Origin of the sequence: Amycolatopsis oliviviridis (genome assembly GCF_014654365.1) — a bacterium.
Classification (GTDB): Bacteria; Actinomycetota; Actinomycetes; order Mycobacteriales; family Pseudonocardiaceae; genus Amycolatopsis; species Amycolatopsis oliviviridis.
This window is the reverse complement of the sequence record NZ_BNAY01000016.1, coordinates 51849-77363: the sequence shown is the minus strand read 5'-3', so window position 1 is coordinate 77363 and position 25515 is coordinate 51849. Positions and strand designations below refer to the sequence as shown.

Annotated in this window: 18 protein-coding genes; 14 read left to right on the top strand and 4 right to left on the bottom strand. The window is 68.4% G+C overall.

Features of this window, described 5'->3' with window-relative positions; all coding sequences use genetic code 11:
- Nucleotides 1-103: 103 nt before the first annotated feature.
- Nucleotides 104-1900: an APC family permease gene (locus IE302_RS41140; protein WP_191259879.1), complete on the top strand. Its 1797-nt coding sequence runs from the start codon at nt 104-106 to the stop codon at nt 1898-1900.
- A 252-nt stretch (nt 1901-2152) separates the two neighbouring features.
- Nucleotides 2153-3124 (top strand): quinone oxidoreductase family protein, encoded by a 972-nt coding sequence (locus tag IE302_RS41135; protein WP_191259878.1) that lies wholly within the window; start codon nt 2153-2155, stop codon nt 3122-3124.
- Between the two features lie 59 nt (nt 3125-3183).
- Here the strand turns inward: IE302_RS41135 and IE302_RS41130 are convergent, their stop codons facing one another.
- On the bottom strand, nt 3184-4743 hold the full coding sequence (locus IE302_RS41130) for an alpha/beta hydrolase (RefSeq protein WP_191259877.1): 1560 nt from the start codon (nt 4741-4743) through the stop codon (nt 3184-3186).
- 242 nt (nt 4744-4985) lie between these two features.
- Here IE302_RS41130 and IE302_RS41125 point away from each other — a divergent pair, with 242 nt between their 5' ends.
- A complete protein-coding gene (locus IE302_RS41125) occupies nt 4986-5816 on the top strand; it encodes an ESX secretion-associated protein EspG (RefSeq protein ID WP_229908304.1) in 831 nt (276 codons plus the stop codon).
- Nucleotides 5817-6242: 426 nt separating this feature from the next.
- Here the strand turns inward: IE302_RS41125 and fxsT are convergent, their stop codons facing one another.
- Nucleotides 6243-8774, bottom strand: a complete 2532-nt coding sequence (gene fxsT, locus IE302_RS41120; protein ID WP_229908302.1) for an FxSxx-COOH system tetratricopeptide repeat protein — start codon at nt 8772-8774, stop codon at nt 6243-6245.
- Between the two features lie 562 nt (nt 8775-9336).
- On the opposite strand from fxsT, the gene IE302_RS41115 reads away from it, so the two are divergent.
- The 7 genes from IE302_RS41115 to ispG are packed head-to-tail and all read left to right on the top strand — an operon-like array spanning nt 9337 to nt 19473.
- The gene (locus tag IE302_RS41115) at nt 9337-10761 is read left to right on the top strand and encodes a family 2B encapsulin nanocompartment shell protein (protein WP_191259876.1); all 1425 of its coding nucleotides are present in this window, start codon (nt 9337-9339) and stop codon (nt 10759-10761) included.
- 33 nt (nt 10762-10794) lie between these two features.
- On the top strand, nt 10795-12987 hold the full coding sequence (locus IE302_RS41110) for a terpene synthase family protein (protein WP_191259875.1): 2193 nt from the start codon (nt 10795-10797) through the stop codon (nt 12985-12987).
- Nucleotides 12984-14228, top strand: a complete 1245-nt coding sequence (locus IE302_RS41105) for a cytochrome P450 (RefSeq protein WP_191259874.1) — start codon at nt 12984-12986, stop codon at nt 14226-14228. The genes IE302_RS41110 and IE302_RS41105 overlap by 4 nt, the downstream gene beginning before the upstream one ends.
- A gap of 38 nt (nt 14229-14266) precedes the next feature.
- Complete coding sequence (locus tag IE302_RS41100; protein WP_191259873.1) at nt 14267-15325, top strand: polyprenyl synthetase family protein; 1059 nt, start codon at nt 14267-14269, stop codon at nt 15323-15325.
- Nucleotides 15326-15341: 16 nt separating this feature from the next.
- The gene (gene ispH, locus IE302_RS41095) at nt 15342-16592 is read left to right on the top strand and encodes a 4-hydroxy-3-methylbut-2-enyl diphosphate reductase (RefSeq protein ID WP_191259872.1); all 1251 of its coding nucleotides are present in this window, start codon (nt 15342-15344) and stop codon (nt 16590-16592) included.
- Entirely contained in the window at nt 16589-18379 is a 1791-nt protein-coding gene (locus IE302_RS41090; RefSeq protein WP_191259871.1) for a 1-deoxy-D-xylulose-5-phosphate synthase, read from the top strand. The genes ispH and IE302_RS41090 overlap by 4 nt, the downstream gene beginning before the upstream one ends.
- The gene (gene ispG / locus IE302_RS41085; protein WP_191259870.1) at nt 18376-19473 is read left to right on the top strand and encodes a flavodoxin-dependent (E)-4-hydroxy-3-methylbut-2-enyl-diphosphate synthase; all 1098 of its coding nucleotides are present in this window, start codon (nt 18376-18378) and stop codon (nt 19471-19473) included. Before IE302_RS41090 ends, ispG begins: the two co-directional genes overlap by 4 nt.
- A 60-nt stretch (nt 19474-19533) precedes the next feature.
- Here ispG and IE302_RS41080 read toward each other — a convergent pair whose 3' ends face one another.
- On the bottom strand, nt 19534-20469 hold the full coding sequence (locus IE302_RS41080; RefSeq protein WP_191259869.1) for a DUF5996 family protein: 936 nt from the start codon (nt 20467-20469) through the stop codon (nt 19534-19536).
- A gap of 298 nt (nt 20470-20767) precedes the next feature.
- Here IE302_RS41080 and IE302_RS41075 point away from each other — a divergent pair, with 298 nt between their 5' ends.
- From IE302_RS41075 to IE302_RS41055, 4 genes are all read left to right on the top strand, one after another.
- A complete protein-coding gene (locus tag IE302_RS41075) occupies nt 20768-21229 on the top strand; it encodes a MarR family winged helix-turn-helix transcriptional regulator (protein WP_191259868.1) in 462 nt (153 codons plus the stop codon).
- Between the two features lie 61 nt (nt 21230-21290).
- On the top strand, nt 21291-21518 hold the full coding sequence (locus IE302_RS41070; RefSeq protein ID WP_191259942.1) for a hypothetical protein: 228 nt from the start codon (nt 21291-21293) through the stop codon (nt 21516-21518).
- Nucleotides 21519-22778: 1260 nt separating this feature from the next.
- Nucleotides 22779-23342 carry a nucleotidyl cyclase domain-containing protein gene (locus IE302_RS41060; protein ID WP_191259867.1) on the top strand — a complete coding sequence of 188 codons (564 nt, stop codon included), beginning with the start codon at nt 22779-22781 and terminating at the stop codon, nt 23340-23342.
- Nucleotides 23343-23384: 42 nt separating this feature from the next.
- Nucleotides 23385-24455, top strand: a complete 1071-nt coding sequence (locus IE302_RS41055; protein WP_191259866.1) for a DUF4037 domain-containing protein — start codon at nt 23385-23387, stop codon at nt 24453-24455.
- Between the two features lie 15 nt (nt 24456-24470).
- Here the strand turns inward: IE302_RS41055 and IE302_RS41050 are convergent, their stop codons facing one another.
- Nucleotides 24471-25475 carry an aldo/keto reductase gene (locus tag IE302_RS41050; protein ID WP_191259865.1) on the bottom strand — a complete coding sequence of 335 codons (1005 nt, stop codon included), beginning with the start codon at nt 25473-25475 and terminating at the stop codon, nt 24471-24473.
- Between the last annotated feature and the right edge of the window lie 40 nt (nt 25476-25515).

Here is a 25515-nt window from a genome sequence, read left to right as displayed (position 1 = left end):
GGCTTCATCGCGGTGTCAGGCGCCTGTCTGAAACGCCGGGCCTCGCGTGAAGATCGCGTCAACGCCCTCAAGTTCTCGCGACGGGAACCGCAGCCTGAGCGGCGTGAGTATCACTCTTTCGCGCAGCAAGCCCGTCGACCGGACGGAGCGGCATCGGCTTTCGGTGGTCGGTGGTCTGGCCGCCTTGTCCCTCGACGCGATGGCGTCGGTGGCCTACGGCCCGGAAGCCATCGTGATCGTGCTGGCCGTCGCGGGCGGCGCCGGCCTCGGCCTGACCATGCCGGTCACCCTCGCCATCGCGTTGCTGCTCGGCGTGCTGACCCTGTCCTACCGGCAGGTGATCGCGGCGTTCCCGGACGGTGGCGGTGCGTACGGGGTCAGCCGTGCCTACCTCGGCAGGCGGGCTTCCCTGGTCGCCGCGGCGTCGTTGATCGTCGACTACGTGCTCAACGTCGCCGTCTCGGTGGCCGCCGGGGTGGCCGCGCTGACGTCGGCGTTCCCCGGGCTGCTGCCGTACACGCTCTGGCTCTGTCTCGCCGTCCTGGCGTTGGTCACCGCCGTGAACCTGCGCGGTATCGCGGAAAGCGCCCGCGTGTTCATCGCGCCGACCATCGTCTACGTCGGCGCGATCCTGCTCGTCGTGGTGGCCGGGCTGATCCGGGACGAACCCGCGGCCGCGATCGCCGCTCCGGAACAGGCGCAGAGCCTGCAGACCGTCGGAGTACTGCTGCTGCTCAAGGCTTTCGCCAATGGGTGTGCCGCACTGACCGGGGTGGAGGCCATCGCCAACGCCGTGCCGTCGTTCCGCAAACCGAGGGTGCGGCGCGCGCAGCGGGCCGAGATCGCGCTCGGCGCGCTGCTCGCGGTGATGCTGCTGGGGATCGCGGCCCTGATCGAAAAGTTCTCGATCCACCCGGTCGACGGCGTGACCGTGCTTTCGCAGGTCACCACCGCGGCCTTGGGCGACGGTTTCGGGTTCTACGTCGTCCAGTTCTCCACGGTCGTGCTGCTCGCCTTGGCCGCCAACACCTCGTTCGGCGGGCTGCCGGTGCTCGCGCAACTGCTGGCCAAGCACAACAACCTCCCGCACGTGTTCGCGCTGCGCGCCGAACGCCAGGTGTTCCGTTACGGCGTCGGCTTCCTCACGATCACCTCCGCGATCTTGCTGATCGTCTCCGACGGCGACATGAACACCCTGGTGCCGTTGTTCGCGATCGGTGTGTTCGTCGGGTTCACCTTGTCGCAGTTCGGCATGATCCGGCACTGGCGCACGCATCGTCCCGACGGCTGGGCGGGAAAAGCCACGCTCAACGGCTTCGGCGCGCTCCTCACCGCAAGCGCCGCGATCGTGGTCACGGTGACGAAATTCGGCGAAGGCGGCTGGCTGATCGTCGTCACGCTCCCGCTTCTGGTGCTGATCATGGAATGGGTGAACCGCAGCTACGACCGCATCGGCCGCCGGCTCGGACTCGGCAAGACCCCCGCGCCGCCCCGGCCGTCGCGATCGCTCGTCGTGGTGCCGGTCCACACGGTGTCGCGCCTGACCCGGGACGCGCTGGCCGCGGCGCTGTCCCTCGGCGACCGGGTCGAAGCCGTGCACGTCACCCATCCAGACGAGGAGCGTTCGGCCCAGGAGTTCGTCGCGGCATGGGAAGAGTGGCATCCCGAGGTCCAGCTGGTCCAGCTCCACGACGAACGCCGCCGCCTCGGCGTGCCTTTGGTCGAGCACCTCGCCTCGGTACGGGATCAGCATGTGTTCGTGCTGATCGCCGAAGTCGAACCGGAGCACTGGTGGCAGCGGATCCTGCAGAACCAGCGTGGCGCCGTGCTCGCCAGGGCGTTGCGGCGGCGCTCGGACGCCGTGATCTGCCGGATGAGGTTCCGGCTCGGCCGGGGTTGAGGATTCGGCCAAGCTCGGCTCGTGCGTTGTCGTCGGCCCGTTTCATCAGATCATTCGGTAGATCACCCATATTTGATCTGTCCTGCCCGAATCAGCAGGCATTCTGCCGGAGCCCCACAAGGAATCGGCGGCGCGATCCCCATTTCTGTACTTGCCGGTACAAAAAATCGCTCTTAAGCTCGGTCCAGCGCGCGGTGATCAACCGGAATCTCCGCCGTTGTTCTTGATGTGAAAGGGATACGAGGAATTTCGATGCGTGCTGTAGTGGTGGAAGAGTTCGGTGGTCCCGAGGTGCTGAAGGTGCGCGACCGGCCGGATCCGGTGCCAGGTCCCGGTCAGCTGCTCGTGGACATCGAGTTCGCGGGCGTCAACTTCATGGATACCGGATCCCGGGTCGGATACGGGCTGCCCCAAGGGCTTCCGTTCGTCCCCGGGGTGGAAGGGGCGGGAAGGGTCGCGGCAGTGGGAGCAGGCGTCACCGATTTCGCCGTCGGCGATCGCGTCGCCTGGGTCTATGCCTATGGCAGCTACGCGGAGCGGGTGGTGATCCCGGCGGATCAGGTCGTCCCGGTTCCGGGCAACGTGCCCAGTGACATCGCCGCCGCGACGATGATGCAGGGGCTGACCGCGCATCATTTCGTGACGGAGATCGCCCCGCTCGGGAAGGGGCAGGTGGCGCTGGTCCATTCCGCCGCCGGCGGGGTCGGCCGGATGGTCACCCAGCTGCTGAAACTACGCGGAACGCACGTGATCGGGCTGGTGTCCAGGGAAGAGAAGGTGCCGGTCGCGCGAGCGGCGGGCGCGGACGACGTGCTCGTCTCGACCGGCGGCGCCTTCGTCGAACGGGTCAAGGAACTCACCGGCGGTGAGGGAGTACACGCGGTTTTCGACGGCGGCGGGGCCTCCACCTTCGAGTTCTCGATCGAGGTGCTGCGACGTGCGGGCACGCTCGTCTACTACGGCCCGCTGATCGGCGACATCCCCCAGGTGCGGCTGACGGACCTGCCCAAGAGCATCAAGGTCTCTTACGCCGTTTTCGCGGACCACGTCCACACCCCGGAACTGCTGCGAGAACACGCCCGCGACCTGTTCGACAAGATCGGCGAGGGAAAGCTGACGATCGAGGTCACCAGGCGTTATTCGCTGGACGAGGCCGAACGAGCGCACGTGGACATCGAGTCGCGCCGTACTTCCGGGAAGCTGCTGCTGGACCCGCGGAACTGACCGACCTGTCGATCAGCTGTCAGGCCGGAGATCGTCCCTGGGCGGGAGAACCGGCCGCCTCAGGAGGGGGCGGGCAGCGGAGTGCCCGGCACGCTCTGGTCCTTCGGGACCACGCCGTCGACCAGGTAGGCGTCGACGACCTTGTCCACGGCCAGGTTGCCGAATCCGTAGATGCCGTGGTCACCCTCGCCGGTGACGGTCAGCAGCCGGGAGTTCTCGAACGCGGTGTGTGCCTTCCTGGCGCCCTCGATGGGCGTGGCCGGGTCGTTCACCGAGTGGACGATCACCACCGGTGGGACACCCTTGCCGTTCATCGTGGGCTGCGGACGGGGCGTGCCTTCCCAGAAGATGCAGTTCTGGATGAACATCCAGTACCCGCCGGCGAGCAGTTCGCCTTGGTCGAGGAACTTCTGCGACCTGCGGATCACCGACCGCCGATCGCCGGGCTCGGGGTTGTCGTTGCATCGGACGGCGGTCAGGACGGCGAGCATGGTGTCGGTGGGGTCCGGCTCGGCCGGTGCGGCGGCGATCGCGGCCCTGGCCCGCGCCTTGACCTGCTCCGGCTCGTCGTTCCCGGTCAGCGTCTTGAGCTGGGACAGGAAACCGGCCAGGCCGGGAAAGGCGTGCTTGGTCTTGAGCAGGCCGACGAAACGGCCGTCCAGGTCGACCGGGCCGATCTTCGTGCCGCCGACCTCCACCGGAGCACGGGTCAGCGCGTACCGGATCTTCTCGAAGGTCTGTCGGACCTGCTCGCCGGAGGTACCGAGTCCGTAGCGGTCGTCGTGGGCCGCGGCCCACGGCAGGAAGTCCTGCCGCCAGCGGCGTTCGTAACCCATGGGCTGCAGGTCGAACGACGTCGACCAGGTCGAGGTGAAGTCGACCGACGAGTCCAGCACGAACCGGCCGACGCGGTCGGGGAACCGCTGGGCGTAGTGCGCGCCGAGCCAGGTGCCCGCCGAGTAACCGATCCAGTTGATCTTCTTCCGGCCGAGCAGGACCCTCAGCAGGTCCAGGTCCTTGGTGTTGTGGAAAGTGTCGACGAACCTGACGAGTTCGCCGGACGTCCGCTCGCAGGATTTCGTGGTGTATTCCAGCGCGTCCAGGAGCAGGTTCAGATTGCGCGGGTCGCGGTCGCGCGGGTCGTGGGTCTCATTGGCGGCGCCCGCCCCGCCGCACGAGATGTTCGTGCTCCTGCCGGTGCCGCGGGTGTCGATGCCGATGATCTCCTGGTGCTCACGCAGCTTGGCCTGCTTGCTCAGCGAGGCGGGAAACGAGCGGCCCGGCGCTCCCGGGCCACCGGGGTTGGTGAGTACGGACGCCGTCGTCGCGCCGGTGGATTTCAGCCTGCTGATCGCGATCGTCACGTCCTGCCGGTCGCCCGGGCGCTCCCAGTCGCGCGGGGAGGCGAACGTCGCGCATTCCAGGATCTTCGCCGCCTCGGGTTGATCCGGCACGTCCTCGGCGGTGCACTGGCGCCAGGTCAGGGCCTGTTCGGCGTAGCGCGCCGGGATACCGGTGGTGTTCAGCGTGCCGGGGTCCGCCACCGCGGGGGTCATTCCCGCGAGCAGGCCACCCGCGACCGCGGGGATCACCACGGCGAGCCGCAATCTCCTGTGCATGTTCCGCCCCTTTGATCGAACAGCCTGATTGGCTGAGGTCGAAGGGACCAGTGGAAACCATGCCCTCAGGGCACACTCAAGGACTTCGGCGAAAGTTCCGCTGACACCCTCGCAACGTATACGATCAAGGTGTCGGCCGAACCGGCCGGCGGGTCCTGGCGGTCGCCGGTGACCGTGGCCGGAAAACGTGCTGCGAACCGGGCTGGACCCGCTCCGGCGAGCAGGCAGGCGGGAGTGTCGAGGTGATCCGCAGTTCGGTGACGATGGCGCTGCCTGCCCTTCCCGTGCTGGTCTACGAAGTGGTGTGGGAAAGGCTCGGTCTCGGGCCCATGCCGTCCCCTCTCGCGGTGCGCCGCCACGGCCGCGATGACGCGGAGCGACGAGAGTGTCAGGCTCGCGCACATCGATGGCTGACGTCCAACAGCCTCGGAGACGCGGGCAACCTCGACGGCGATCTGGTGCAGGCCTTCCGGGCGATGGACGACCGCGACCTCGCGCTTTCCCTGCGCTACAACGACTCCACCGGACGGACGGCGATCGGCTGTTTTCCTCAGCCCACCGGCCGGGCGCTGCGCGTGATGATGCGGGACGAGACCGTGCAACTGGGATGGATGAACGCGACGAGGATGGCGGAAGGCATGCTGGAGGTGCTGCCCGACCCCCCGCCGGGCACCGGACGGCCTCTCCGGGTGAACGAACTCGCACTCATCCGGTCGGGCCGGGCGTGGCGGCGATCGGGACTGCTCGGCGCCGGGAAGCGCTCGTTGATCGAGCACGGGGTGGACCCTGGTGGCGCCGAGTGGTTCCTGCGTGTCCTGTCGAGGGCGAAGGCGACCGGACAGGCGAGTGCGGCGCGGTCGGGAGTCTCCGGGAAAGAACTGACGACCAGCCGCTCACTGTCCTTTGTGGATAGTAATGATGGCCGGTACGTCGTCGTGCGGAGCTACGGATCGGTCACGCTCATGCCCGCCGACGGCGCTACGCTGGCGGCTCTGATCAAAGGGCTCGCGGACGACGACTTCATCGAGAGCCGGCCCGCACGCGATAAAGGTGCGCTCAGTCACCTCTGGTGACGCGGCGGCGCTGGAGTCTCGCAGCGCCAGGTGACGGAGAGGATGCGGCCCGGGTCGATCGCGATGCAGTCGAGGTCCCGCGTCCAGGACAGGACGAAGACGATGCATCGGGGCTTCTTTGGGTAGATCGGCGTCCACGAGGAATTCGTGGACGCCACTGGCCTGACGCACCGCCTTCGGGTGTTGTGAAGGCCACTTTCACAACCTTCAAGGTTGCGAAAGTGGCCTTCACAACGTCACCCAGCCGGCACTCGGCCGGGCGGAAGCTGCCGGAAACGCCAGGGTATGGATTGGCGGTGCAGGGCGCCAACAACGTCAACGGCGCGCGTGCTTTCCAGTACGACTGCCTCGACAACGCCGAAGACCAGCTCTGGTTCGACGACCAGGGTTGACGACGGTTTCCGTCACCGGCCACCGACCGGCGGTTCAGGCGGTACCGCAGCACTGGCGGATGACGTCGGGGGTCAGGGGGCCGCCGGGCCGGTGCATGACCACCGCCCTGAGTTCGGGCGAGCGCGCCATGGCCTGTAGCTCGTCGGGAAAGGTTTCCGAGCACCACAGCGGTTCGATGATTCCCCGGACGGCGTCGGGTTCTCGTTGCAGGGCGTCGGCGACGGCGGGCCAGCGATGCCGGAGGATCGTCCACAGTGCGAGGGAGTCGATGTCGACCGCGACGCCTTCCAGGGTCCGCACGGCACGCAGGATCGTGTAGTTGTTGAGGAACAGCTTGATACTTCGTGGGTTCGGCGGCAGAAGCGGCGCGAATTTGCGGAGGATGTGCTCTCGCTGAGTGCGCGCCGAAGTCCCCAGCAGGGCATGGGTGGCGTCGACGGCGACCGCGTCCCGCAGTTCGGGGCTCATCGCCGCGAGGGTGCCGACGACGGCCTGTTCGTTGCCGTCCGCGTCCCCGATGCGTTCCTTGGCCTGCTCGACTTCTTGCCAGGGAACGGTTTCGGCGCTACCGGGCCGCAGGAGCCTGCCGAGGAATCGTTGCTGTGCCGTGGCGCTCAGGGCGGGCATCGGCACGGTGAGCTGGAAGAGCTTGTCCAGGAACTGGTAGCCGAGGGAATCCGTCGCACCGTACTCGGCGGCGTAAGCCTTGCGCAGCCAGGCCCCGTCGGCGGCGACGACGAAGTACGCGGCCGGAGGCAGCGGGGCGGCCGGATCGTGCCGTCGTGGCGCGTCCCGCACCAGTGTCTGGATCGCTTCCATCGATTCGACCACTTGGACGTCCTTGCAGCGGTCGAGGTCGTCGATCAGGAAGACGACGGGTTTGCGCGAATGGCGCAGGAGCCAGTCGAAGTGTTCGGCCACCCTGCCCATCGGGTTGGTGTCCGATTGCTCGAACAGCCGCGCGCCGCGCGCCGAACCCCACAACAGCATCCGGGCCGCGACCCTGGATCCGGTCCACAGGATCCCGAGCGCGGTCACGGCCGGGGCGGTGATTTTGAGGACCTCCGCGAACGGGCCCGCGCCGCCGATCGCGGCCCTGACCGCGAGGGCCAGGCCGCCCGCGGTCACCGAAAGCAGGACCAGCGCCAGCAGGTACTGCGCACCCGACCGGCGCGCGCGTTCCGCGGTCTCCCGCAGCCGAAGCCGGCCCCGCTCCCACCGCTTCCGGTCGGTGACGACCTTCCGCCGCAACGCCGAAAGCAAGGACCACCACGGCGGTGACAGCCGTGACTGCTGCCAGGCGTCGTAGCGGACCACGAGATATCCGCTTCCGGTGAGCCGTCTTCCCAGGAAGTTGAGCAGCGTGCTCTTGCCGGAGCCCCAGGCCCCGTCCAGATGGATGAGCAGTGACGACCTCGGGTCGCGTTCCCGTGTCTCGGTGAGCCGCCGGGTCAGCACCGCGGCCAGCGCGTCGCGTTTGAGCAGGTCGACTTCGGCGGGGGTGTCGGTGGACCACTCGACGTCGACGGCGACCCGGTCTTCGAGCACGTTCGCCAGCCTGCCCAGCTGGTCGGCGGTGTCTTCGTCGAGCCGTCGCTGCACGGCGTCGCGGACCAGCCGGTGCACCTGCAGGGTTCCTTGGCGGTGATCGATCTTGACGATCGCGTAGCGGTTCAGCTCCCGGAGCGCTTTGCTCTGCTCGACGGGGTCGGTGAGGACTCGTTCGAGCGCGGCCGGTATCTCGACGGTCGGCACCGTCTTGAGGTCTGCTCGGCTGATCCGGGTGGCCTCGAAGAAGGTCAGCAGGCCGAGAAGTGCCTCCGCGCCGGGGTGTTTCTCGGACAGCGTCCGCAGGGAAACCGTCCAGATCGCGGACAGATCGGCCTGGGGCGACTCTCCGGAGGACGTCAGTTCCTTCAGCGCGCTGTCGAACATGCGCAGGTAGGTCTCGGGTGTGTCGCCGGTGACGGCGATCCAGGCCGACGCTTGCTCGATCGCCAAGGGCAGGTCGCCCACCGCCTCGGCGATCCTGTCCGCGTCCTCGGCGGTCATCCCGGTGTCCCGGAGGGTCAGCAGCCGCAGACTTTCCCGGCGGCTGAAGACTTCGATGCCGAACGTGGGGAAGGGCCACTCCGGATTCCGGGACGTGACGATGAAATGCCCATGAGGGCCGTCGGGCAGATACGGCTCGATCTCGACGGGCCCGGATGCCCCGTCGAGGACCACGAGCCATCGTCCGGACGGCACGCCTTCGGCAAGAGCCCGCAGCGCCGCGCGGGCGTCATGGCCGACCGCGAGCCGTTGACCGAGTTCGGCGAACGACTCGCGTACCGACTTGATGTCGGCGGCCGAGATCCACCAGACGGCGTCGTAATCGTCCACGTGGCGGTAGAGGTATTCGAGGGCGATCTGGGTCTTCCCGATCCCGCCCATACCGGTCAGCGCGAGTCCAGGCCGTCCCTTGGAGAGGTGGTCTCGCATCCCCGCCAGCACGGGGTCACGCCCGACGAACCGCGGATTCCTCGGCGGCACCGCGTTCCACACCGGCGGCGGGCCGTCCCTCACCGTCCACCCACCGGACGGTGGAAAACCATTCGAGCCACTCGTCGTCCGCCTCGCCGATCGGGTTCCGGACCGATCCCTGGTTGAGTCGGGCGGCGAGCCGGGATCGTTACGGCGCGGTCCGGGAAAAAGAGTCCACAAGGGACTCCTAGTGCGGACCGGCCGCGCTTCCGGCATAGGGTCCAAAGTCATCTCCCTGACCAATTTCGCCGGGGGCCGGTCGAATCCGCGTTCCGGTCGCGGGAACGGAATTCGTATTAGTTCTAGATCGAAACTTGTTTCAACCAATTATCGCCTGTTCCCGCCAAATGGACGAATTGTGATCCTCCTACTCCGATAGAGTGATCAATTTGTGTGATCGCAGAATGTGGGGACCGTCGTTGACAGCGTTCGAGGCGTCCGACTACGGTGTTGAAACGTCACAAATCGACGCGCATCGAGATGGTCGATGTCGTGCGTCAAATCGCATGGTCTCCTGTGTGATCGCGCGCCCAAAAAATTGCGCGCCGTCGAAATGTGCTTTCAGTTCCCCTTTCCAGAACCGGCGACAGAAAAGAAGCTATTCATGTCAACTGAGATTGCCGAGCCGAGTGCCGCGGAGAGCGGGCAGTCCCCGAATGGGCAGTTGAGCTTGAGCACGGCTGCCGCGCGGAACCTGGCCACAACCACCAAGACACCGCCGCAGATGCAGGCGATTTCGTCGCGCTGGCTGCTCAAGATCCTGCCCTGGGTGCAGGTCGGCGGCGGCACGTACCGGGTGAACCGCCGGCTGACCTATACGGCGGGCGACGGGAAGATCGCCTTCGTCCAATCCGGCGCCGACGTCCGGGTCGTCCCCGCGGAACTGGGGGAGATGGCCGCACTGCGCGGTTTCGACGACGCCGAGGCTCTCGACGAGCTGGCGGGCCGGTTCGGTCAGCAGGAGTTCGCCGCGGGCGACACCCTGTTCGAGCAGGGGCAACCGGCCGACCGGATCATCCTGATCGCACACGGGAAACTCCAGCAGACCGCCACCGGCCCATACGGCGATCCCGTCGTGCTCGACGTCCTGGCCGACGGTGACCACATCAGCTATCAGACGCTCGACGCCGACCAGGACGAGTGGCCGTTCACGGTCCGGGCGCTCACCGCGACCACGGCGCTCATCGCGACCAGACAGGATTTCGAGCAGGTCGCCGAGCGGTCCGAGTCCCTGCGGGCGCACAGCGAACGGTACCGGGACAACCTCGCCCTGCCGCAGAACAGGCGTGGCGAGGCCGACATCGCCCTCTCGTCCGGGCATGACGGCGAACCCGAGCTGGCCGGGACGTTCGTGGACTACGAACTCGCCCCGCGCGAGTACCAGCTCAGCGTCGCCCAGACCGTGCTCCGGGTGCACACCAGGGTGGCCGACCTGTTCAACGACCCGATGAACCAGACCGAGGAACAACTGCGGTTGACCGTCGAGGCGCTCCGCGAGCGCCAGGAAAACGAGATGATCAACAACAAGGAATTCGGTCTGCTGCACAACACCGCCTACGAACAACGTGTTCAGGCACGCACCGGACCGCCGACTCCGGACGACCTCGACGAGTTGCTTTCCCGGCGAAGGAACACCCAATACCTGCTCGCCCATCCGCGCACCATCGCGGCGTTCGGCCGCGAATGCACCCGGGTGGGCATCTATCCCGACTCGGCCGAGGTCGGCGACGGCAGGACGATCGCCTGGCGCGGCGTTCCGCTCCTGTCGTGCAACAAGATAAAAATCGGCGCGAACGAGACTTCACACATTCTCGCGTTGCGCACCGGTGAGGAGAATCAGGGCGTCGTCGGACTGCATCAAGCCGGAATCCCGGACGAATACCAGCCCAGTGTGTCGGTGCGGTTCATGGGCATCAGCGACCAGGCGATCATCTCGTACCTGGTGTCCGCCTACTACTCGGTCGCCGTTCTCGTTCCCGACGCGGTCGGCATGCTGGAAAACGTGAGTGTGGCGCCTTCCGCCGGCTGAAAACCCCTCCAGCGATCCGGGAGATGGCAGACGATGGCTTCCTTCGAACGGCCGGGAATGTACGTGCCCTATCCGGCCCGGTGCAATCCGCACGTGGACTCCGCGCGGGCCAACGTGAAGGCCTGGGCGGTCGAGGTCGGGATCCTGCCCGCGCGGGAAGCGCCGGACACGGCGGACGTGTGGGACGAGCGGAAGTTCGACGAGATGGACTTCGCCCTGTTCGGTGCGTTGCAGTACCCCGACGCCCCGGGGCCGGAGCTGGATCTGCTGACCGAGTGGCACACCTGGATCTTCTACTACGACGACCGGTTCCTGCGGGCCTACCAGCACACGGGCGACCTGGCAGGCGCGCGGGAGCACGTCGACGCGCTCCTGCGCTACATGCCGAGCACGCCGGGCGAGGCGCCACCGTCGCCCGGCAACCCGGTGGAGGCCGGTCTCGCCGACCTTTGGCCCCGGACGATCTCGACGATGTCCCCGGAGTGGTCGGCCCGGTTCGCCGGGTTGACCGGGAACATGCTGGAAGAACCGCTGCGCGAGGTCGCCAACGCGCGCGTGGACGTCGTGCCGGATCCGATCAGCTACGTCCAGCTCCGGCGCGAGACCGGTGGCGCGCTGTGGACCGCGATCCTGGCCGAACACGCGGTGGGTATCGAGCTGCCGCACGCGGTCGAAAGCTCCCGTGCGCTGCGGGTGCTGAAGGACACGTTCGCCGACGGTATCCACCTGCGGAACGACATCTTCTCCTACGAGAAGGAAAAACTCGCCGGAGAGAAGAACGGGGTCATGGTCGTCGAGGAGTTCCTCGGCTGCACCCCGCAGCGGGCGGCCGACCTGGTCAACGAGCTGGCGACCTCCCGGATGCAGCAGTTCGAGAACACCGCCCTGGTCGAGCTCCCGCTGCTGTTCGCGGACCTCGGCCTGACACCGGACGTGTGCCTGGACGTCCTCGCCTATCTCCAGGGGCTGGCCGCGGGCATGGCGGGTGACTTCGAATGGGCGAAGACCACGGGCCGCTACAACGAAACCGGCGCGGCCGACGCCTCAGAGCCATCCACTGGGGACCCCGCCACCCTGGCCCGGCTGGGGGTCATCCGCAGGGTGGCGGCGGTCGCCCCGCCTCCGGGAACGGTACTGCCGGATCCGGAGGCGGGGCAGGTGGAGCTTCCCGACTTCTTCATGCCCTACACCGGAGGCCGGAACCCGCACCTCGGCACCGCGTACGCCCACGTGCGGGATTGGGCCGCCGAAATGGGGATGCTGGGCTCGGGTGTACCGGAGTGGGACGAGGCGGGCTTCGAGTCGGCCAATCCCGTGCGGTACGCCGCGCTGATGTTCCCGGAGGCACCGGAAGACCGGTTCGAACTGGCCGCGAAATGGATCACGGCCGTTTATTTCCTCGGTGATCTGATGGACGTCTTCGAACGTCGCCGGGATCTCGCGGGGGCCAAGGCGATGTCCGACAGGCTGGCGAAGTTCGTGCCCGTCGGCAGGCCGGGCGACCTTCCCTCGCCGACCAGTCCGCTCGAGCGCGGCATCGCCGACCTGTGGCCACGCATCGCGCCGTCGATGACGGTGGACTGGCGGCGCTGGTTCTCCGCGAGCGTCACGAGAGCGTGCGACGGCAGCTTGTGGAAGATCCTCAACGTCGTTCAGAAGCGTTTCCCCGATCCGGTCGACCACACCGAGATGCGCCGCGGGTGCGGCCTCGAGATCGTCATGGCCCTGCTCTTCTACGCGCAAGGGCTTTCCCTGCCTGCCGGGAAGACCGCCCGCGAACTGATCCGGACACTGGTCGAGTCGATCCTGGATTGGCGCGTGCTGTTCAACGACATCGTCTCCTTCTCCCGCGAGGTGGAAACGGAAGACGGCGGCATCAACAACGGCGTGCAGATCATGCGCCGGTTCCTCGGTGGCGACGTCGCCCAGGCCATCGAGCTCGCCAACAGCCTGGCCACCGCCCAGCTCGGGAACTTCGAACGCGCCGTGGCCGACGGCCTGCCCGAGGACCGGCAGCAGGTTCGAGGCGTCGTCGACGCGTTCCGGACGGTGATCGCCGCCGAACTCGAGGCGCATCTCCTGGTGGTGCCGAGCAGGTACGCCACCGGCGGCACGGAGACGGCACCGGAGCCGGTGTCGTGGCGGATGGTGCCCTGGCCCACCGGTCTCGGCACGTCGGCGGCACACATCGGTTCACTGACCGGCACCGGAGGTGATCGGACATGACCGGCCTCGAGGAGGCCCGCTCACCTGCCGACGAACTCGGCGCCGCTCTGTTCGATCCGTCGTCCCGCGTCGACCCGTATCCCGTGTTCCACCGGCTGCGCGAGGAGGCGCCGTTCTTCCGCGGCCCGGACGGGACCTGGGTTCTCAGCCGGTACGCGGACATCTCCACGGTGCTGTGCGACCAGCGGTTCGGGTATCGCGAGCCACGCGCGCTGCGCACTCGCGCGTTGCTCGTCGAGCAGGACCGCGACGGCCTGCTGACCGACCGTGCCAGCGGACGGTCGGTCAGTTCCTTCATGACGCAGAACCCGCCGCAGCACACGAGGTTGCGGCGGCTCGTCGCCCCGGCCTTCACCGGCCGCGCGGTGACCCGGCTCCGGCGTCGCGTCGTCGAGCACGCCGACGCCCTGCTCGATGACATCGTTGCCGCCGGTGAGGTGGATCTCGTCGAGACCTTCGCCTATCCCTTGCCTTTCCGGATCATCTGCGAGCTGCTCGGCGTCCCGCCGGAGGACCGCGCGCCGTTCCCCGAGTGGTCGCACGCGATCGCGCTCGGCATGGACCCGGACTTCCTGCTGTCCCAGGAGGAGGTCGCACGCCGCGCGCGGGCGATGCTCGACGCGGCGGCCTATTTCCACGAGCTGGCGAAGCGACGGCGGCGCCATCCGCGCGAGGACCTCGTCTCCGTCCTCGTCCAGGCCGACGGCGGCGCGCTCTCGTCGGCGGAGGTGTCCTCGACCTGCATCATGTTCCTGGTCGCCGGGCACGAATCGACCGCGAGCCTCATCGCGCTCGGGAGCCACGCGCTGCTGACGCATCCCGGGCAGCTCGACCTCCTCTACTCGGACCCGTCGCTGACGGCGAACGCCGTCGAAGAGTTCCTGCGGTACGACACACCGGGGCAGACCGTCGTCCGCACCGCGTTGACGGACACCACGATCGGTGAGGAGCCCGTGCCGGCGGGCACCAAGCTGATGTCCCTGCTCGGTGCAGCCAACCGGGATCCGGCGGTCTTCCCCGATCCCGACCGGTTCGACCTGACGCGGAGCGGGATCCGGCATCTCGGCTTCAGCCAGGGCACCCATTTCTGCCTCGGCGCCGCACTGGCCAGGCTGGAGATGTCGGTCGCGGTCCGGCGGCTGATCGACCGCACCCGCTCACTCGAACCGGCGGGCCCGGCCCGCTGGCGCGGCAACTTCTCCCTGCGCGGCCTGGCGAAGCTGCCCACCGTCCTGGCCTGAGCGGCCCCGAAGCCACCTGAGCACTCGATGGGAGCCTCATGAACACCTCGGTGGTGCGAGAAAGCGAGGCCACGGCCGTCCTCTACGCCGCGAGCGAGCGCATCCGGCCCGCGCTGCGGGACACGGTCGACGCGTTGCCCGGCGCGATGCGGCTGGTCAGCGGATATCACTTCGGCTGGTGTGAACCGGACGGCAGGCCCGTGGCCACCTCGCGGGCCATGGGCAAGTCCCTGCGGCCGGCGCTGGTGTTCCTCGCGTCGGCGGCGGTCAACGGGACCACACCGGTGGTCATGGCCGACCAGGCGACCGTGCGGGCGGCGGTCGCGGTGGAGCTGGTGCACAACTTTTCGCTGATCCACGACGACGTGATCGACCGGGATGTCCTGCGACGGCACCGGAAGACGGTCTGGAAGGTCTTCGGGGTGCCCGTCGCGATCCTCGCCGGGGACGCGCTGCTCGCCCTCGCCGCACAGGTGCTCGCGCGGACCGAGCTCCCCGTCCCCACGAGCGCGGTCGCGGTGTTGCACGAATCGGTCCAGCAGCTCATCGAAGGGCAGGCCGCCGACCTGTCCTTCGAGACCCGCGACGACGTCGGGCTGGCCGAATGCGTCGAGATGGCGAGCCGCAAGACCGGCGCCCTGACGGCCTGCGCTTGCGAGCTGGGCGCGCTGCTCGGCGACGGCGAGCCGGACCAGGTGCGGTGCCTGCGGATCTTCGGGACCCATCTCGGCCTGGCCTTCCAGCTGGCCGACGACCTGCTGGGGATCTGGGGCGAAGCCACCGTGACCGGCAAACCGGACCAGGCGGATCTGTGGGCGCGGAAGAAGAGCCTGCCCGTCGTGGCCGCGCTGACGAGCGGTACCGCGGCCGCGGCCGAACTGGCCGAGCTGTACCGGAAACCGGAGCGCTGGGGCGGGGCCGAGGTGCTGCGGGCGCTCACCCTGATCGAGCTGGCCGGCGGGCGTGCCTGGGCGCGGGACGAGGCCGCTCGGCACGTCGGGTCCGCGTTGTCCTGTCTCGAAGAGGCGCACCTCGAACCCGCCACGGCGGCGAACCTCGCGGCACTGGCCCGGCTCGCCGCCGTCCGCGACCACTGAACCTCGGGAGGGCACAGTGAGCAACCGATCCCGGCCCACGCCGAACGCCACCGCGCTGCTGGACTCGCTCGCGCCAGGGGACATCGTGGTGCCCGACGCGATCATCTCGGGGCGGAGGGCTACTTATTGCGCCGCGGCACCCGTCATCGCGGGCACGCTCCGACGGCGGGGGAACGCCGTCCGCTGCGCGACCGTCAAGGTGGGCAGGCATCCGGGCGGCGTCCCCGTCGTGCTGCGGGCCAACCGATGGACCGGCTGGACGGGGGTGGCCGCGGCACCCGGGGACCGGGCCGCTCTCGACATATGCGACCGGACGGCGATCGAGCTGGCCCGTGCGAGGCGGGAACGCGTGGTGTGCCTCGCGGCGCCCCGGTCGTTCTGCGCCGGGGTGGAACGGGCGATCGAGATCGTCGAACGCGCCCTCGAACAGCGTGGCTCTCCGCTGTACGTGCGCAAGCAGATCGTGCACAACGCGACCGTGGTCGCCGATCTGGAACGGCTGGGCGCGGTCTTCGTCGACGAACTCGACGAGGTGCCGGACGGGGCGACCGTGGTGTTCTCCGCGCACGGTGTTTCCCCCGCGGTGCGGGCCGAAGCCGCCGCGAGGGGACTGGACGTGATCGACGCGACCTGTCCGCTGGTGGCCAAGGTGCACGCCGAGGCACGGCGGTTCGTCCGGCGGGGCGACACGGTGGTGCTGATCGGCCACGGCGGGCACGAGGAGGTCGACGGCACGCTCGGCGAGGCCCCCGGTGAGATCCTGCTCGTCGAGAACGCCGCCGAGGTAGAAACACTCGACGTCCCCGACCCCGCCAGGGTCTCTTATCTCACGCAGACCACCCTCGCCTCCGACGAGACCGCCGGGGTCGTCACCGCGCTGCGGCAACGCTTTCCCGCGCTGGCGGCGCCGCCGTCGGACGACATCTGCTACGCGTCGACCAACCGGCAGGAGGCGTTGCGTGGTCTGGCCGGAGACGTCGACCTGGTGCTGGTGGTCGGCTCGCCGAACTCGTCGAACTCGCTGCGGCTCGTGGAACTCGCCGAGGCCGCGGCCACTCCGGCCCACCTGATCGACGACGCGACCGACCTCGAACTCGGCTGGCTCGCGGACGCCGGCCGAGTCGGGCTGACGGCGGGCGCCTCGGCGCCGCCGCATCTCGTCGACGGGGTCGTCGACGCGCTGCGCGGGCTCGGCCACGTGACGGTCACCGAGCATCGCGTCGCGACGGAGACCATCCGGTTCGCCTTGCCGAAGAGCAAGTCATGACCGCCACCGCGTCCGGCACGCCGCGGCTGCTGAACTCGGTCGTCCGGCGGCAGGGGCTCGCCCGCATGGGCAAAGGGCAGCTCGACGCGCTGGCCCGGGAAATCCGGGAAGTACTGCTGGAAACGGTCTGCGCGACCGGCGGCCACCTCGGGTCCAACCTCGGCGTCGTCGAGCTGACCATCGCGCTGCACCGGGTCTTCGATCCCGGGCGGGACCGGATCGTGTTCGACGTCGGCCATCAGTGCTACCCGCACAAGTTGCTCACCGGCAGGCTGTCGCGCTTCGGCCGTCTCCGCAAGGCGGGCGGGCTCTCCGGCTATCCGGCACGCGGCGAGTCGGAGACGGACGTCGTGGAGAATTCGCACGCGTCCACCGCGTTGTCCTACGCGGACGGCCTCACCACCGCGTTCACGTTGCGCGGCCAGGCCGATCGGCGGGTGGTCGTGGTGATCGGCGACGGGGCGCTCACCGGCGGGATGAGCTGGGAGGCGATCAACACCATCGGCGCGGCGGCCCGCCCGATGGTGGTGGTGCTGAACGACAACGGCCGTTCCTACGCGCCGACCGTCGGCTCGATCAGCACGCACCTGCGGGACCTGCGCGGACACGCGGCGGGCGCGAACGTCTTCACGAACCTGGGTTTCGCCTATTTCGGGCCGGTGGACGGGCACGATGTCGCCGAGATCGAGCACGCGTTCCGGCAGGCGTCCACTATGGACAGACCGGCGCTGGTGCATGTGGTGACCGTCAAGGGAAAGGGATATCCGCCCGCCGAGGCGGACGACGTCGACCACATGCACACCGTCGGGGCGCTGAACCGGAGGACCGGGCTGCCCGCCGCCGGCCAGGGCAGAACCTGGACCTCGGTGTTCGCGCACGAGATCCGGACGCTCGGCGCGGAGCGCCCGGACCTCGTCTGCCTCAGCGCCGCGATGATCACGCCGACCGGGCTGGCCGACTTCGCGCGCGCGTTCCCCGGCCGCGCGTTCGACGTCGGCATCGCCGAGCAGCACGCGGTGACCAGGGCCGCCGGCCTCGCCATGGGTGGCCTGCATCCGGTGGTCGCCATCTACTCGACGTTCCTCAATCGCGCTGTCGACCAGTTGCTGATGGACGTCGCGCTGCATCGCCTTCCGGTCACCTTCGTGCTCGACAGGGCGGGCGTCACCGGCCCGGACGGTCCGAGCCACCACGGAGTCTGGGATCTGTCGGTGCTGGGGCTGGTGCCGGGCCTGCGGGTGGCGGCACCGAGGGATCCGGCCACCTTGCGCGCCTTGCTACGGGACGCGGTCTCGGTGACGGACGGTCCCACCGCGGTCCGCTTTCCCAAGACGACCGCGTCCCAGGACATCCAGGCGCGCCAACGGATCGGACCGATCGACGTGCTCCGGTCCGGCTCGGCGGACGATGTGCTCGTCGTCGCCGTCGGCCCGCTGGCGGCACCTTGTCTCGAAGCCGCCGAGCGGCTGGACGGCCGAGGGGTGGGGGTCACCGTCGTCGATCCCCGCTGGGTGTTGCCGGTGCCCGCCGAGCTCACGAAGCTCGCTTTACGGCATCCGCTGGTGGTCACCGTCGAGGACAACCTGGTGACCGGCGGGGTCGGCACGCATCTGCGGCAGGCGCTGGACGTCTACCCCGCGCCGCCGCCGGTGCGAAGTCTCGGTATGCCACCGCTGTTTCTCGCCCACGGGACCCGCGCCGACCTGCTGCGCGAACACGGTCTCGACGCGGACGGCATCACCGGCGCGGTGCTGCGGGCCCTCGCGTCCGAGGAGGTGGCCCGGTGAGCGGAGTTCCCCGGCGGACGGCCCGCCAGATCACGATCGGCAGGGGCGCCAGGGCGGTGCGCGTCGGGGGAGACGCGCCGGTCTCCGTGCAGTCCATGACGACCACACCCACCGCGGACACGGAGGCGACGCTGCGGCAGATCGCGGAGCTGACCGCGGCGGGCTGTCAGATCGTCCGGGTCGCCGTGCCCAGCCAGGACGACGCGGACGCGCTGCCCGTGATCGCGGCCAAGTCGCCGATTCCGGTCGTCGCCGACATCCACTTCCAGCCCCGCTACGTCTTCGCCGCGATCGACGCGGGTTGCGGTGCCGTGCGGGTGAATCCCGGCAACATCAAACGGTTCGACGACAAGGTACGGGAGATCGCCGACGCCGCCGGTACCGCCGGGGTGCCGATCCGTATCGGCGTCAACGCGGGTTCACTCCATCCGGGACTCCTGGCGAAATACGGCAAGGCGACCCCGGAAGCGCTGGTGGAGTCGGCGCTGTGGGAGTGCTCGCTGTTCGAGGAGTACGGCTTCCGCGACCTCAAGATCTCGGTCAAGCACCACGACCCGCTCGTCACGGTCGACGCCTACCGTCTCCTCGCCGATCAATGCGACTACCCGCTGCACCTCGGGGTGACCGAGGCGGGACCGGCGTTGCAGGGCACGGTCAAGTCGGCGACCGCGTTCGCCATCCTGCTCGCCGAAGGGATCGGCGACACCATCAGGGTTTCGCTCTCCGCGCCACCGGTCGAGGAAGTGAAGGTGGGCAATCAGATCCTGGCGTCGCTCGGCCTCCGGCCCCGGCAGCTGGAGATCGTCTCGTGCCCGTCGTGCGGCCGGGCGCAGGTGGACGTGTACCGGCTCACGGAGCGAGTCGCCGCCGCGTTCGAAGGGTTTCCCCATCCGCTGCGGGTGGCCGTCATGGGCTGTGTCGTCAACGGACCCGGAGAGGCACGGGAGGCCGATCTCGGCGTCTCGTCCGGCAACGGCAAGGGGCAGATCTTCGTCCGCGGCAAGGTGGTGCGGACCGTGCCGGAATCGGGGATCGTCGAGGCGCTGCTCGAAGAGGGGCTCCGGCTCGGCGATCCGGGTTCGTCACTCGCGTGAACGCTATGAAAGGTCCTTTCCTTGCCAAATTTGCAAGGAAAGGACCTTTCATAGCGCGCGTTACGTGGTTCCGTGCCACCGGAAGGGATCGTCTTCCAGCGCGGAGCGGTCCCAGCGCCCGAGGTTCGCGGCGGCCTCGTAGGTGGTGTGGAGGAATTCGGCGACGGCGCGGTCGGGATCCGGTGCGGTGCGGGCGGCCTCGTAGGGCAGGAGGAACTGCTGGAATTCGGCGCTGTAGTACGCGCCTTCGGGGCCGATCGGCTGCTCGGCGAAACCCTCGGGTGCGGGATAGGCGTAAGAGTAGAAGGCGCCTTCCTCTCCGCCACCGGGCCAGAACCCGCAGCTGGACAACTCCCGGGAGTAGCCCTCGACCATGACCCAGTCCCCGCAGTTGGGCGCTCCGCCGGGATGCGGCGGTGCCGTCCGCCCGGAGAAGCGGGTGCAGGCGAGATCCATGGCTCCCCAGAAGAAATGCACGGGACTGACCTTGCCGACGAAATGTGACCGGAACTCGCCGATCACCCGGTTCGCCTGCAGCAGCTGCCGCCAGAACAGGGCGGCCGCCTCGCCGTCGTAGGAGGCGTGGGTGTGGTCCTCGGCGAACGGGATCGCCGGCTCGACTTCGTTGGGGCGCGGCCGGATCTCCGCCTCGATCCCGAGCTGGCCGAGCAGGTCCAGGACTCGCGTGTAGAACTCGGCGACCGGCATCGGCCGGAGCGGGAAGCCCCGGGCGCCGCCGTCGCTGCTGCGGACCTCCAGCCGGTGGCCGACGAAGTCGAACTCGATCTCGAAGGCCCCCGCGCGGTACGGGATCGCCGACGTCGTCAGCCCGCGCGGGCTGACATACAGCGTCACCTGCCACCAGTGGTTGATCAGGGGAGCGTGGGCCATGCGGATCTTGCCCACGATCTGGGTCCACATGTGCAGGGTCTCGCGGGTGGGGGTCCAGTCCGAGACCTTCAGGCTCGGCCAGCTCGTCGTCGCGGGATCGGTCATCGGTTTTCGCATCCTTCTCTCGTTCGAGGGCTACGGTGCAGCTATTGCGCGGCGAAGGGGACTATCCCCATATCGCACGAGTGGAAGGCCCCCTTCGCCTCGGGTTCTGCGGTCCGCGTGGTGACCACCTCGGCTCACTGCGGGCTGGCGGCAGGGCGGTGTTGTGAAAGCCACTTTCACAACATCCGAAGCTCTCCCTTTGTCGCGTGCACGGCATGACGACCACCCTGCTTTTGTTGACGCATCCACATCTACGCGAGTTTTGGTGACGCGTCAACATCGCTGGTAGGCTCCGCCAATGGGTGAGGCACGCTGGCTCGACGACCGGGAGGCGCGCGCGTGGCGCGGGATGATCGGCGTGCTGCCGCGGCTGACCGCGGTGCTGGAGCGTCAGCTGGTCCAGGATGCGGGGCTGTCCGCCGCGGAGTACACGCTGTTGGTGCCGCTGTCGGAGGCGCCCGGCGGGGTACTGCGGGCGCGTGACCTCGGCCGGATGGTCAGCTGGGAGCGCAGCCGGATCTCCCACCAGGTCATCCGGATGGAGAAGCGCGGCCTCGTCGTCCGTGAGGAGTGCGACGAGGACGCGCGCGGGTCGATGGTCCGGCTCACCGACGAAGGCCGGACGGCCATCGTCGCCGCCGCTCCCGCACACGTCGCCGCCGTCCGCCGGTACTTCATCGGCGCGCTCACCGACTCCGAGCTCGACGTCATCGGACCCGCGCTCGAACGGGTCCTCGACCGGCTGCCCGACGACTGCTGACTCCGCCCCCTGATGCGGGGATGTCCCGAGCGTGACGCTCGGGACACTCAGCGTCTCAAGCGTGACGCTCGAGTCCCATGGTGAATGCCGCGCTGTATTGCGGCGGCCATTGCTGGTGACGGGCAATCCGGGGACGATGAAGCTGCTGGTCGACGAGCTGGACAAGTCCGAGACGGACGTGCCCAACGATCTGTTGTCGATCTTCGAGGACGACGAGTTCGCCGAGCGGAGCAAGGCGGAAGGCGGTCTGCCGACGGACAGGCTGCTCGACGCCGTCCGGGCCGCGTAGGTCGGGTGGTGGTGGCCTGTCACCCGATCGAGGAAAGAGCGCTGGTTGGATCTGACGCTCGTTCTCGACAACGGCCCGTCGGTGGCCTTGCAGTGCCCGAGAGTGTCCGTGGTTGTCGAATTGCTCCGGCAAATGGGTGCTTTCCGTGCCATTCAGGTCCGCTTGTTGGAATCCACGACGGGCAACGACCAGGAAGATGCCGGTCAGCATCGTGCACCTGCTTCTGCAACGGCTGTGGGGCCTGTGCGGTATGAGCCCGCACAAGGCGCGGCTGAGGGTTCCGAACGTGTTGGCCTCCAACGGTCGGTGGGTGTGCGACCTCGCGGACGCCTGGCTCGAACCCGGCTCGGTGGTGCCCTGCCCGTGTCGTGCCAGTACCGGTGCTCGAACTGCGGCCGCAGGCGCTGGGCCGGTGGGCTGCACTGATGACCGGCGAAACGACAAACGACGCCGACGGAACGGATTTTCCAGTCCGATTCCGGCGACTCGCCGGTAACTTCGTCACCCGCCGAAAGAGTGCACAGATTCCGCAGAGTGGTGTCGTCGCCGGCGCTACGCTTGGCGCAGCTCGCGGCGGTGCCGGTTCGTCTCGACGTGGTGAAGTTGGTAGGACAAGAGTTCGTACCGGAAGCGAGACTGGAGCACCTCCTCGAATTACTTTTTTCGGGAATCATGTACGCTCCCGGACTCAAGGAAGTGAAGTCCACTTGGGTCACAGGTGGGCCTTCGCTTTCCCGAGGCAGTCCGGGAAGAGCTACTCGATGGCGCGCGACGGTCGGAAACGGCCAAGGTCGTCCGGGTGGCCGCCACTCATTTCGGTGGCCGGATTCCGCTTCTCGGTCACCTCCGAGACGCCATCGCCGACCCGAACGACACGCCGGATCCGGTGCTCATCGTCGAGTTCTCGGCCGATGTGGAACTGGAAAGTGTGCTGATGCGCGCTTTCCGGGCTGACCGGCTGCGGAAAGCGGTACAAGACCCAGGCCCTGTCGTAACCGTGTCTGAATCTGAGCAGGCATCCACAAAGACTGCGAGTCCAAAATGCGTGAGACGGCCGAACTTCCCTCTGTCAAGACCCAGATGGCCACCGAGTACATCTTCCGGCATCTGGGTAATTGCGACTTTGCGTGGTGGATCAAGGGCTTGTTCCCCCGGAAGAGCGAGTCGCCTGGGAAGCATCGTTTCCGGCGCCACCCTCGTGCCGGACTGTTCGGCAGGGCGAAGGAGACGAAGCGAGGTCCACGACATCACTTGATCTTGGTGGTCGACGTGGAGGGATTCGGGGAACGACGCCGGACGAGACCGGATCAGGAGGCGGTACGTGCCGGGCTCTACAAGATCATGGAGACGGCGATCGCGGCGTCGGGGACCGCGTGGGGAGCCTGCTACCAGGAGGATCGCGGAGACGGGATGCTGGTTCTCGTTCCGGGCGAGGTGGACAAGGCGGCGTTCGTCGAGGCCGTACTGCCGAAGTTGGTGACGCAGCTGCGGGTGCACAACGACCAGCACCCGGAGACGCAGCAGATCAGGTTGCGGATCGCGCTGCACGCCGGGGAAGTCGGTTACGACGCGTACGGGGTCACCTCATCGTCGCTGACCAAGACGTTCCGGCTGTGTGACGCTTCTCCGTTGAAGGACGCGCTCGCGGCGTCGCCCGGGGTGCTGGCGGTGATCGCGTCGGACGGGCTGTTCGACGAAGTCGTCCGCCATATTCCCGGTGTCGCGCCCGCGACCTGGCGTCCGGTCAAGGTCGAGGTCAAGGAGATCGACGAGCCCGCCTGGATCACCTTGCCCGACCACCCCTACCTCGACCGCTCTGAATAATCGACTGGCCGTCCACGGTGCGCTCCTGCCAGGGTGGCGGGCGTGACGCGATCATTCCTGCCCGGTCTTGAGCTGGCCGCACGGTTCTACACCGAGGTCGTCGCTCCGATCTTGGACAGGGCGCTGGACGGGATCCCGTACTCGGCGGCGTTGATCGGCTGGGGTTCGGAGGTGCAAGGCTTCGACACCGTGCGCTCCACCGATCACGCCTGGGGGCCGCGGATGCAATTGTTCCTCGGCGGCGCGGATTTCCTGGCCCGCCGCGACGACCTGGACGCCCTGCTCGATCGGGAGCTGCCGGTCGAATTCCGTGGCTACCCGGTCCGCTTCGCCTTCCCGCCGGACACACCGGCCCGGCACTGGGTGCACGTCACCGGCCTGCGGGATTTCTTCACCTGGCATCTCGGCGCAGACCCGGCCGACGGTCTGTCGATCCCCGCCTGGCTGGCGGTTCCGACGCAGGTGTTGCGTGAGCTGACCGGTGGCATGGTCTTCCACGACGGGCTGGGTCTGCTGGAGCCTTACCGGAAGCTGCTTGCCTGGTACCCGGACGACGTCTGGCGCTACGTCCTGGCGTGCCAGTGGATGCGCTTGTCACAGGAGGAACCGTTCGTCGGGCGCTGCGGCGAAGTCGGCGATGACCTGGGCTCCGCGGTGGTAGCCGCGCGGCAGGTTCGCGACCTGATGAAGCTGTGCCTGCTGATGAACCGGGTGTACCCGCCCTACAGCAAGTGGCTGGGCACCGCCTTCGCCGCGCTGCCCTGCGCCCGGGCGCTGACTCCGTATCTGTCCGGCGCGCTGTCCGCACGAGGCTGGCAGGAACGGGAGCAGCACCTTTCGCCCGCCTATGAGATCGCCGCCCGGCTGCACAACGATCTCGGTCTCACCGAGCCGATCGACGGGACGGTCCGCTACTTCCACGACCGGCCCTTCCTGGTGCTGGACGCCTACCGGTTCACCGACGCCCTGGTCGCGACGATCAGTGACGCGGCCGTGCGGGCTCTGCCCCCGGTCGGCGCGATCGATCAGTACGTCGACAGCACAGACCTCACCGACCGGTCGCACTTCGAAGTGCGCCGCCGTTACCTCGCAGGCCCCGGACTCGTTCTCTGACCGGAGGCGCGCGGATCAGAGACCGTTCATGTACATGGCGTCTTCCGGGTACCGCTTGCCCTTCGTGATGCCCGCCGGCACCGCCGCGTCGAGCAGTGCCATGTCCTCGGTGCCGAGCCGCAGAGAGACGGCCCGGAGGTTTTCTTCGAGCGTGCGACGGCGTTTGGTGCCCGGGATCGGCACGATGTCGTCGCCTTTGGCCAGGAGCCACGCCAGGCACACCTGCGCGACACTCGCGCCGATCCGGCGGGCGATGACGCCGACCACGTCGACGGCGGCGGAGTTCGCGCAGAAGTTCTCGCCCTGGAAGCGAGGATCCCTCCTGCGGTAGTCGTTGGCGGCGTACTCTTCGGCCGGTTTGGCGTTTCCGGTCAGGAAACCGCGGCCCAGCGGGGAATAGGCGACCAGGCCGATGCCCGATTCGCGCAGGAGCGGGAGGATCTCGGCCTCGATGTGGCGCTCCCACAGGGCGTACTCGGTCTGCAGGGCGGTCACGGGGGTGACCGCGTGCGCGCGGCGGATCGTGGCCGTCCCGGCTTCGGAGAGGCCGAAGTAGCGGATCTTGCCCGCGGTGATCAGCCCGCCGACGGCGTCGGCCACGTCTTCGATCGGGACGGCGGGGTCGACCCGGTGCTGCGACAGCAGATCGATGTGATCGGTGCGCAGCCGGAAGAGCATCGCGTCGACGGTCCGGCGGATGTGGCCCGGCCTGCTGTTCAGCCTGCCGCGGGTGCCGTCGGGGGCGTACTCCCAGCCGAACTTCGTGGAGATGAACGCCTCGTCGCGCCGGTGGCGCAAGGCGGCGCCGAGCAGTTCCTCGTTGTCGAACGGTCCGTAGACCTCCGCGGTGTCGAAGAAGGTACAGCCGAGGTCGAGCGCGCGGTGGACGGTCGCGATCGACTCGGTGTCGTCCGCGGCGCCGTAGGCCTGGCTCATCCCGAAGCACCCGAGGCCGAGTGCGGACACGGCGGGTCCGCCGTCCCCCAGAACACGCGTGGGCAGGACATCGTCGTGCGTCACCGAGACCCCTTTCCGAGCCGGAGCGGACCGGGAACGACCG

What these genes read in the sequence shown, in the direction of transcription:
- IE302_RS41130 (WP_191259877.1), bottom strand. Translation starts at nt 4,743, where the DNA reads ATGCACAGGAGATTGCGGCTCGCCGTGGTGATCCCCGCGGTCGCGGGT.
- IE302_RS41105 (WP_191259874.1), top strand. Translation starts at nt 12,984, where the DNA reads ATGACCGGCCTCGAGGAGGCCCGCTCACCTGCCGACGAACTCGGCGCC.
- IE302_RS41090 (WP_191259871.1), top strand. Translation starts at nt 16,589, where the DNA reads ATGACCGCCACCGCGTCCGGCACGCCGCGGCTGCTGAACTCGGTCGTC.
- IE302_RS41100 (WP_191259873.1), top strand. Translation starts at nt 14,267, where the DNA reads ATGAACACCTCGGTGGTGCGAGAAAGCGAGGCCACGGCCGTCCTCTAC.
- IE302_RS41115 (WP_191259876.1), top strand. Translation starts at nt 9,337, where the DNA reads ATGTCAACTGAGATTGCCGAGCCGAGTGCCGCGGAGAGCGGGCAGTCC.
- IE302_RS41110 (WP_191259875.1), top strand. Translation starts at nt 10,795, where the DNA reads ATGGCTTCCTTCGAACGGCCGGGAATGTACGTGCCCTATCCGGCCCGG.
- IE302_RS41075 (WP_191259868.1), top strand. Translation starts at nt 20,768, where the DNA reads ATGGGTGAGGCACGCTGGCTCGACGACCGGGAGGCGCGCGCGTGGCGC.
- IE302_RS41080 (WP_191259869.1), bottom strand. Translation starts at nt 20,469, where the DNA reads ATGACCGATCCCGCGACGACGAGCTGGCCGAGCCTGAAGGTCTCGGAC.
- IE302_RS41135 (WP_191259878.1), top strand. Translation starts at nt 2,153, where the DNA reads ATGCGTGCTGTAGTGGTGGAAGAGTTCGGTGGTCCCGAGGTGCTGAAG.